This window comes from Microcoleus sp. BM001215392 (assembly GCF_036700185.1).
GTDB lineage: Bacteria > Cyanobacteriota > Cyanobacteriia > Cyanobacteriales > Microcoleaceae > Microcoleus.
In genome coordinates, this window is sequence record NZ_JAUBOJ010000309.1 from 1 (window position 1) to 9611 (window position 9611).

The 9611-nt window shown below is 41.8% G+C and carries 9 protein-coding genes; 7 read left to right on the forward strand and 2 right to left on the reverse strand.

Annotated features, from left to right (window positions below):
• Positions 1–1799, forward strand: a 1799-nt coding sequence (locus QT974_RS25620; protein ID WP_333471228.1) for a tetratricopeptide repeat protein, incomplete at its 5' end; no start/stop codon positions are given.
• A 268-nt stretch (positions 1800–2067) separates the two neighbouring features.
• On the opposite strand, the gene QT974_RS25625 is transcribed toward QT974_RS25620, so the two are convergent.
• Positions 2068–2802, reverse strand: coding sequence for a hypothetical protein (locus tag QT974_RS25625; protein WP_333471229.1), 735 nt, complete (start codon positions 2800–2802; stop codon positions 2068–2070).
• Positions 2799–3125, reverse strand: a complete 327-nt coding sequence (locus tag QT974_RS25630) for an MgPME-cyclase complex family protein (protein ID WP_293174790.1) — start codon at positions 3123–3125, stop codon at positions 2799–2801. Before QT974_RS25630 ends, QT974_RS25625 begins: the two co-directional genes overlap by 4 nt.
• 167 nt (positions 3126–3292) lie before the next feature.
• Here QT974_RS25630 and QT974_RS25635 point away from each other — a divergent pair, with 167 nt between their 5' ends.
• The 6 genes from QT974_RS25635 to QT974_RS25660 form a co-directional block, all read left to right on the forward strand.
• On the forward strand, positions 3293–3481 hold the full coding sequence (locus QT974_RS25635) for a hypothetical protein (RefSeq protein WP_333471230.1): 189 nt from the start codon (positions 3293–3295) through the stop codon (positions 3479–3481).
• Positions 3468–4763: a Card1-like endonuclease domain-containing protein gene (locus QT974_RS25640; protein ID WP_333471231.1), complete on the forward strand. Its 1296-nt coding sequence runs from the start codon at positions 3468–3470 to the stop codon at positions 4761–4763. Before QT974_RS25635 ends, QT974_RS25640 begins: the two co-directional genes overlap by 14 nt.
• 13 nt (positions 4764–4776) lie before the next feature.
• Positions 4777–6372, forward strand: coding sequence for a Cas10/Cmr2 second palm domain-containing protein (locus QT974_RS25645; protein WP_333471232.1), 1596 nt, complete (start codon positions 4777–4779; stop codon positions 6370–6372).
• 3 nt (positions 6373–6375) lie between these two features.
• Positions 6376–7059: an RAMP superfamily CRISPR-associated protein gene (locus QT974_RS25650; RefSeq protein WP_333471233.1), complete on the forward strand. Its 684-nt coding sequence runs from the start codon at positions 6376–6378 to the stop codon at positions 7057–7059.
• Positions 7056–8687: an RAMP superfamily CRISPR-associated protein gene (locus tag QT974_RS25655; RefSeq protein WP_333471234.1), complete on the forward strand. Its 1632-nt coding sequence runs from the start codon at positions 7056–7058 to the stop codon at positions 8685–8687. Before QT974_RS25650 ends, QT974_RS25655 begins: the two co-directional genes overlap by 4 nt.
• Positions 8680–9611: RAMP superfamily CRISPR-associated protein (locus QT974_RS25660; protein ID WP_333471235.1), on the forward strand; the 932-nt coding region annotated here is incomplete at its 3' end. The genes QT974_RS25655 and QT974_RS25660, both read left to right, overlap by 8 nt.

Genomic DNA, 9611 nt, shown 5'->3' on the forward strand with positions numbered 1-9611 from the left:
CTCCTTACCAAGGGGGGGCTGGGGGGGGTTCTTCTAGAAATTCCGCAGGTATGAAAGAAGATGAAGTGATTGCAATTTTGCAGGAACTTCTGGGAATTTTAGATTTCGTACACCAGCAAAATGTGATTCACCGCGATGTCAATCCGCGCAATATCCTGCGCCGAGATCGAGATGGTAAGTTAGTGTTAATTGACTTCGGCGCCGTCAAGGAAATTACTACTCAAATTACTAATCCTCAGCCCAAGAATAGCTTAAGTGTGAGCATCGGTACTCCCGGTTATATGCCCAGCGAACAATCTCACGGTAATCCGAAACTCAGCAGCGATATTTATGCCGCAGGTGCGATCGCAATTCAGTTTCTCACGGGCATCAATCCCCACCAAATGCCGAAAAATCCTGATACAGAGGAAATTATTTGGCAGGATAAAGCATCGGTGAGTCCTGAATTTGCCAAGATTTTAGATCGGATGGTAAAGTACGATTTTCGGCAGCGTTATGCGAGTGCGGGCGAAACTCTGGAAGCTATTAAAGAATTGAAAAAATCTTTCAGCGGTACTGTTCCAATATTACCTCCGGTTGTTGCTGCAAAAAAGCTGCCTAAACCGCGGCAAAAACTATATTTTAAAATTGGCGCGATCGCCAGTTTTATTTGCGTCACTATTATAGCATCAATTTATGGTGTCAATACTTTTAATTCTGCAAATGCAACTGACTTGCACAATCGAGGCATTACTCTTTACAATTTAAGCCGATTTGAAGAAGCTCTAGCAGCTTACGATCGAGCGATAACTCTCCGCCCGGATTATGCGCAAGTTTGGCAGGAAAAAGCTAAAACTTTATATGAGTTGAAAAACTACAAGGAATCACAGTCAGCCTACGATCGAGCTATAGAATTAAAGCCGGAGTATTTGGAAGCTTGGACGGGACGCGGTTATGCTTTGGATAAGTTAAAACAGTCCAAGGAGGCGATCGCATCTTTTGACAATGCTTTGAAAATCCAGCCGGATTATCCGGCAGCCTGGGAAGGTAAAGGCGATGCTTTGTTAGATTCACAACGGTACGAGGAGGCGATCGCCTCCTACGAAAAAGCCGTCCAATTTCAGCCTAGTTTGTACCGTGCGTGGTACAATCGGGGTCAAGCTTACCAAAAATTAAAACAGTACGATCGCGCTGTAGAATCCTATCAAAAAGCAGTTGAAATTAAATTCGACAATTCTGACGCTTGGTACAATTTAGGCAATGTTTTCCTAGAATTAAACAAAAATCAAGAAGCTTTTGAATCCTACGAAAAAGCGGTGCGGTTTCAGCTTAATTTTTATCAAGCTTGGTACAGTAAAGGCATCGCTTTGCTGAAAATGCGCCGACACGAAGAAGCGGTACAAGCTTACGAAAAAGCTGTTAAATTAAAACCGGATTATCATCAAGCATGGTATAATTTAGGTTGGTCTTACCACGAATTGCGCAAGTACGAAGCAGCTATTGAGTGTTACAGTAAAGCCTTGGATTTAAATCCGAAAGCATCTCAAGGCTGGTACAATAGAGGTAATGCTCAGTACAATTTGCAGCGGTACGAAGATGCGATCGCCTCTTACAATGAAGCTGTCTATGTCAAACCGGACTATTCGGAAGCCTGGTACAGCCGCGGTAACGCCCTTGTAGCAGTGAAAAGATTCGGAGATGCGATCGCCTCCTACGACAAAGCAATCCGCTACAAACCGGATTATGGAGCCGCAATGGAAGCAAAAAAACGGGCCGAAAGTCAGCTAGGAAACAATCAGCCACAGCCCAAACAACAATAATTGTTAATTAGGAAAACCGGGCGAAGGTCATTCGCATCTATACAAACAAAACCCGCCTGCGCGCGTTAAAAATAACCGGGCGAAGGTCATTCGCGTCTACAAAAACAAAACCCGCCTGCGCGGGTTGAAGAAACCGGGCGAATAGAATTCGCGTCTACAAAAACAAAACCCTCCGGTTAAAATTACGTTATTTTCTTTAATCCGCAGAGGCGGACATCGTTTGTATAGGCGCAAATGACCTTCGCCGTCTTATCTACAAACATAAGTTTTACCTAACAGCAGGACTAATTACCGTAACACGGCGGCTGTCTACTAACATAGGCCAAAAACCGCGATCGCTCAATGCTTTTACCGCCGCAGTAGCAGCGTTTTGATCCGTCGTATAAGCAACGAATAAAAAGGGACGTTGGCCGTAGGAAGCTAAGCCTACTTGCGTGCCCAATGCTTGCTTGACTTGCCCGGCTAATTCCGGTTGATTGAAGTAATCTACTAACACGGCGTAACCGGGGCCGAGGGCTTGGGGATTGAAGCCACTATTCCCAGTTTGAGGATTGGCGATTGGTTCTGAACCTGTTGCTGGCTGGGGGTTGTAGACTGGCAGGTTTTGGGAAAGTGCTGCTGCGGGCGATCGAACTACGTAAGCCTGCAATCCGACAACATCTTTGATATATTTCACCCAATCGATGGCAATTTGCGAGTTGCGAAACCCACCAACCCGCGTCACCGTATCGTTAATGTACCGACAAACTGTATTGTCAGTATTTCCGGGAAAAGAGCGTTTTGCTTTTTCTTGCTGTTCCGGTGTTCTGGTGACAATTAACAGTAGATATTCGTCGGACTTCGGTGGTTCGCAGCTTGACTGAGCTTTAACAGAACTCGCTAAAATTGTCAGTGTCAAAATTGCGATCGAAGTGGCAGAAAATAGGGGAATAGACACAATAAAATTGTACAATTTTCCCCTAAATTTTTCTAACGCTGTAGATTTTTTTGCTTGTTTATTCATGCTGTCTGTAGGGATGCGAGGGCATCGGGAATAGTTGCTGACGGTGCTTGAAATTCACCAGTCAGGACATATTCTAATCGCAGTTTCAACCAGGTAATGAACACTGGATCTGTGGAAACAATAGCTGCTGCTGGTTGAGGGCATTTTGCTTTAATTGCTGCCATTGCCGGTGCTTCTAAAAAAGCGGGTTGTTTGACCAACCAGAAGTCTATTTGTTTTTCTTGTTCGTGGTAGTTGCGAGTTCTTTCTTTAAACACTTCATCAAGGGCTTCTTCTTCTAGCAAAAAGCGTTGGCTGGCTAAAACGTAGTAGTAGGTTTGCATTTTTGTCGTTGTTAGGGGTTGGTAGTTGGCGGTGAATGTCGCCTGTATCTGTGAGTTTTGTCGATTAAGGGTGAATTTGCCGACTTGTGGCAGTTCGAGAACCTTAGACTATTGTGCCGTTTACTTTACCTTATTTGTTGTCATTTTGGGTAGGTGCAGCGCCAGTTATGTCTGAAAAATTATTATTGGCGAGAGTTGGGGGAGTTGAGGGAGTTGTGGGAGTGGCTGGTTTTTTGGGGATTTGGGAGATTATTTTTTGGGCGGTTGATTTTGTGGAAAATTTAGGTGACAATAGGAAATTAGATGGAATTGCACGTCAAAAACTGAAACAAGGACTAAAGTATGACTACCAATAATCCGTTAGATTGGGAATACCATCAAGTAGATCATCTGTTTTTACTCATAGGAGAAAACCCTTTACCTAATTATGTAGCTGCTAAGACACTACTCAGAGCAGGTGGTAAGCGTTACCTTGTTTACACTGAATATACTTCTGAGGCTTACAAGCGACTAAAAGAAGTTTTAGGTCTCAGTGAAGAAGAAAAAGTTGAGCTATGGAACAACGAGTCGAATGCTTTTGAAATTCAAAAGGCTATTAAAGATAAAGTCCAAGAACTTCAAAAGCAGTACCCAGATAAAAAACGGTTTGGACTGAACTATACGGGAGGAACAAAGGCAATGGCAGTTCACGCCTATCAAGCTTTCCTCGATTTAAACCTTTCCCCTGAACCTGTTTTCAGCTACCTTGACTCCCGTAGCTTACAAATGATGTTCGATCGCAAAAACGATCGTCCTATTCCTATAGAAGTACCGAAAGAGCAATTGGAAATAACAGGAGAAACTCTTTTTAGCTTGCATAGGCTGTATTGGAAACAGGGTAAAAAACCGATAAATCAACCCAAGTTAACAGAAGCGGGAAAAAAACTACTTGGTCTCTACATGAATGACCAAGAACGAGGCAGTTTTGATAATGATTGGTTGAATTGGTGTGAAAAAGTGCTGACTCCGAAGACGCAAAAGCAAAATCGATATGGCAAATATGTAGATTGGAAAGACGAGGAAGATATAGAAAACAATATTGAACTTGACTTAAAAGCAGCACCAGAAGTAATTAAAAAGGTTCTGATGCAGCATTTAGGCGCATCATCAGATAAGCTATCGCTACAAACTGCTAAACAGCGTGGACAATTTGATAAGTTCTCTCATGTCTGTGAGTGGTTAAGCTGCGGATGGCTAGAACATTATGTACTAGACCAGATTCAACAAATTTCCGTCAATCCACCGATAGATAGAAGTGCAATGTCATTCAACATCATCGACCAGCCAGATGATAATTGGGAGAAGTTTCAGTTTGACGTTGCTTTTATGCGGAGTTACCAACTTTTTGCTATATCTTGTACGACTTCTCGTTCAACTGAGCGTTGCAAAGAAAAACTTTTTGAGGCATATATCAGAGCCAAGCAACTAGGCGGTTCCGAAGCAAGAGTAGCTCTAGTTTGCTTTCATAAAAATCCAGAAAATATCATTAAAACCTTTAAGTCTCTCATTGAAGATCCAAAAATTGCTGTTTTTGGACATAAGCATCTGAAAACTTTATCAAAAGCTATTACTAATTGGATCGCAGGAAATAACTATTAAGTCAGGAGTCGAGATGAGTCACTACATCGCAACAGTCATTGATACCACAGGAATTCAAAAGTATGTCTTTGGTAGCAATCGATTGAAAGAAAATATTGGGGCTTCGCATTTGGTCAAGCTAGCAACCGTTGAATGGGTTAAGGAGTGTCTGAGATGTCTCGGTAATGTCCATATTCCTGATGAAGATAAAGATCAAGTAGAACCTCGCATCAATACCGATGAAAATATCATTGCTGAATTGGTTTATGCAGGTGGTGGAAATACAGTTTTGCTATTTAGCAGGATAGAAGATGCCAGATCATTTACCCAAAAGCTCACCATAAAAATATTAGAAGATGCACCGGGACTCAACATAGTCATTGCTGACCATCCTTTTAACTGGGATACACAATTATTACGGCAAATCATCGAAACTGACCTGATAAAAGGTAAGTTAGATGCAAAAAAAAGACAGCCAATACCTTCTGTACCTTTGCTAGGTTTAAGCGTAACAGCAACTTGTCGTTCAACTGGATTAGTTGCTGTTGAAGATACTAATGGTAAATATGGAATTCCTGACGGTGAAGGCTATCTGGCTTCAAGAGAAATTATTGCCAAGCTTAAAGCAGCAGATGAAGCTAATACACAGTTTAAGGAAATACTATTTAAAGACAAACCTAGCAAGTATAAAATAGCTCGCGATGTCGATGATATGGGTCGGACGGAACAAGAAAGTAGCTACATCGCCCTAATTCACGCAGATGGCAATCAAATGGGTAAGCGATTTGAAAATTATGGAAAAGCACAGCAATCAAATCGAGACTTTATTGTAGAGATGCGTAGACTTTCTTGGGCAGTGAGTAAAGCAGCAAGCAGTGCAATTGAAGAAGTCGGTAAGCTGGTGATTAATGCAATTGAAACAGGCAAGATTAGCATCAAAGAAAACTACTTACCATTTCGTCCTATTGTTTATGGAGGTGATGATGTTACTTTTGTCTGTGATGGTCGCATAGGATTGCCCCTAGCAGTTAAGTTTTTGAAAGAGTTTGAAGAACGAACTAAAAATTTACCTGATGGGAAGGGTAAAGCTACGGCTTGCGCTGGAATTGCCATTGTCAAGACTCACTATCCATTTTCTAGAACTTACGAATTATGTGAAGCATTGTGCAGCAGTGCGAAAAAGTTTGTTCGGCAAGAGACAGAAGATCATTCAGATAGAATACCGATATTTTCGGCTTTAGATTGGCACATCGCCCCCAGTGGTTTATTAGGTTCAATTGGTGAAATTAGAGAAGTAGAATACCAGGGAGGAAAGCTAACAACACGACCGATGCGATCGCACGAATACGGCGATGACTGGTTAATATGGACTGATTTCGCTGAAGTTGTCAGAACTTTTAATGAAGAGGAACCCTGGAAAGACAAGCGCAACAAAGTCATTACTCTACGAGAACTTTTACGTGAGGGTCAAACTGCCACCGAGCAGTTTCTCAATACTTACGGAATAAATGAGTTACCTATTTTCCTAAAAGCTAATTCGGCTTTGAAAAAACAAGGTTGGATTGGAGGGCGTTGTCGTTACTTCGATGCGATTGAAGCAATGGAATTTTACATCCCGTTAGGAGAGTAATCTATGTACGCCATCCGAATTAAACTATTAAGTGATACAACTTTTGGGCGAGGGGATGGAGTTGCAGGCTTAGTTGACTCAGAAGTAGAACACGATCGCAATGGTTTCCCCTACTTAAGAGGTCGGACTTTGAAAGGTTTGTTAAGTGAAGAGTGCGATAACTTAGTGACTTTATTACCCAATTCTCAGCAAAAACATTGGCTAAAAATCAGAAATGATTTATTCGGTCAACCCGGTAGTATGAACGACACAATGGCAAAAATGCACGTTGGTGATGCTTGCTTACCCGCAGACTTACGAAGAACTGTAGCCCAACAGCAGCAGCAAGATAATTTTCCCACTCGTGAAGATGTCCTCAATTCCTTGGCTACTATTCGCAAGCAAACTGCGATCGATCCCGAAAATGGTGCACCTATCGAACATAGTTTGCGATCGATGCGGGTTATTGTACGAGATCGCCCCGACTCTCAACCCAGTTACGAAGCACCCCTATTTTTTGATATAGATCCCACATCCGATATGCTGGCACTTTTAGGAGTTGGAACACTGGCACTTCGACGCATGGGAAGTGGACGAAACCGAGGAAGAGGTCACGTACAATGCACTCTACATTATTTAGATAAAAACCAAGGCCTTGACGAAGATATTACTAGAAAACACATTGACATTTTTGTGAAAATCCAATGAAAGCTATTACTTTTTTATTACATACCCAACAACCCATTCTCGCCACCTCATTACAAGGCGACCCCAACAGTGATGTTTCCCATTCTTATATTCCTGGAAGTACAATTCGGGGAATGCTAATTAGTCGCTATCTGCGGCAACAGCATATCCAAGACTTAGATATCCTGGATGAGAAAATCAGAAGCCTATTCTTTGACAGTCAAACTCGTTACTTGAATGCGTATCTGTTCGATCGCGAGAAAAAACAACGAACTTTACCAGTAACGCTGTGCCTGTACAAGAAGAAAGGGGAGGATTCACCTACGGAAATATACAATTTTATTCAATTAGCATCACCGCATCGCCCCGATGCTCCGAAAGGCTTAGATGATAAGTTTTGTATTATAGATGAGTACGGGTATATATCACTTTACAAAGAACTCCGAAGAATTAACATTCACAATCAGCGCAACCGTAAAAAAGGGAGAGGGACTAATAGCAGCGGTGCAGTATTCCGTTACGATGCTATTGATGCAGGACAAGTTTTTCAAGCTGTCGTATTGTGTAACTTTCAGAAAGATGCTGACACTATTAAGTCATTGCTGACACCTGCAAATGACGCAGAAACAATTAATGCTTGGATTGGTGGTTCTCAAAGTGCGGGTTACGGTCATGTCACGGTTGAGTTATTGCCTGATGAAGATACCTGGACGGAGATCAAAATTGATTGGGAAGAAAGAACCCAATATCGAAATAAACTCACTGTTACTCTATTGAGCGATACCATAATTCGTGATGACTGCGGCCAATCAACCACCGATATACAACAGTTTGTCAAGTTAATTTCACAGGCATTAGGTATAAAACTTAAACATATAGATACCTATGCCAGCAGTCTAAATGTAGGAGGGTTTAATCGCAAATGGGGTTTGCCACTACCTCAAGTTCCAGCTTTAGCCGCAGGTAGTGTTTTTGTCTTTGAACAACCCGAAGAACTTAATCCGCAGCAAATTCGTGATTTAGAAGCACAGGGAATTGGAGAAAGACGGGTGGACGGGTTTGGCAGAGTCGTTTTGAACTGGTTAAAAGAAGAAGGTCAAATAACTGTCGAAGCTGTCAATAGAGAACCTGACACCAGCCAAATTTATTGCAGTACCAAAGCTAAGGAAATCGCTGTGCAAATGGCAGAACGACTTCTCCGAAAAAAACTAGATGAATTATTACTAGAACAGGTGCAATCTAATACACCGAAAGATTCAAGGAACATTAAAAACAGTCAACTATCACGGTTAATAATTGTAGCCCGAACCGCCTTAACTGAAGGCAAGCCAGATCGACTTTATGAATTACTGGGCGTAGAGGATAATTTAGATAATTTGACTAAGACTGCTCGGACTCAGTTTAAGCAAACTGAGATAAATGGTAAAAAATTAGATGAGCAAATTAGAGATTGGTTGCGGCAACCTGATAGTTGGATTCTTCCAGCTTGGGGGGGTAAGAATAGTCATCTACTGAATGAGGAAAAAAAACCAACTATTACTATTGCTGGTCAACCCAAAACTCTTGATTATAATTTAGCTTTAGAATACACCCTACGGCTGATTATGGCAGTTGCTAAGAAAATGATGAAGGATAAAAACAATGACTGAACTTTATAGAACAGACCATCGCCATATTATCAAGCGTATCATTGTACGCGGTATTTTAGTGCTTGATACCCCAACTTGTTTAGGTCAAGGTGATACTGATAGTCCTACGGACTTGCCTTTGCTGCGGGATAGCCTCCATGAGAATTATGCCTTGCTCACAGGTTCATCGATTGCAGGTAGTTTGCGAAATTACTTGCGTGAGCGGGATAAAGATTACGATAAAAGCGAGAGCCGTAACGATCTAGCTACCAAATTATTTGGTGATTTATTTGCATATAAAGATGAAAAGGATGAAAAGGATAAAAATGAAACTGAAAAAATAAAACTAAGGGAGCAGGATAGTCAAAGTCTTATAATTATCGATGATGCTATCAGCACTAAACCTATCAAGTCTGAACTGAGAGATGGTGTGAAAATCAATAGCGCTACTGGAACCGCAGAAGATAAAGCTAAGTATGACTTAGAGTTGCTACAAGCTGGGACAGAATTTCCCCTTAGTTTTGAACTGCTGATAGAGAAACATAATGATGAAGCTAAGTTACTTAAAGCTTTAGCGATCGCACTCCAAGGCTTAGAACCTCAAAAAAATCCAAATGACTCTGAATCTCAAAATGATTCAAAAAGTGGCGAAATCTCCCTGGGAATGAAAAAGCGGCGCGGTTTTGGTCGCTGTCATGTCCAAGAGTGGCAGGTTTGGAGTTTTGACTTGGAAGATGCGGGCGATCGCAGAGCTTGGTTAGATTTTGAACATTGGCGCACAGGTTTATTACCCGATCGCGAAACTTATTCATCAATTGCTACAGCTCTTGGAGTATCGTTAGAGAATGAGAGCGATAAGCGCGATCGATTCCTCATCCACGCCGAATTCAAATTAGTCGGTTCTCTCCTCATCCGTTCCGGTCAAGATTCAACTGGACGCGCACC

Excerpts from the sequence above, each read along its gene's own strand:
- QT974_RS25625 (WP_333471229.1), bottom strand. The coding sequence starts at position 2,802 with ATGAATAAACAAGCAAAAAAATCTACAGCGTTAGAAAAATTTAGGGGA.
- QT974_RS25630 (WP_293174790.1), bottom strand. The coding sequence starts at position 3,125 with ATGCAAACCTACTACTACGTTTTAGCCAGCCAACGCTTTTTGCTAGAA.
- QT974_RS25635 (WP_333471230.1), top strand. The coding sequence starts at position 3,293 with ATGTCTGAAAAATTATTATTGGCGAGAGTTGGGGGAGTTGAGGGAGTT.
- QT974_RS25640 (WP_333471231.1), top strand. The coding sequence starts at position 3,468 with ATGACTACCAATAATCCGTTAGATTGGGAATACCATCAAGTAGATCAT.
- QT974_RS25645 (WP_333471232.1), top strand. The coding sequence starts at position 4,777 with ATGAGTCACTACATCGCAACAGTCATTGATACCACAGGAATTCAAAAG.
- QT974_RS25650 (WP_333471233.1), top strand. The coding sequence starts at position 6,376 with ATGTACGCCATCCGAATTAAACTATTAAGTGATACAACTTTTGGGCGA.
- QT974_RS25655 (WP_333471234.1), top strand. The coding sequence starts at position 7,056 with ATGAAAGCTATTACTTTTTTATTACATACCCAACAACCCATTCTCGCC.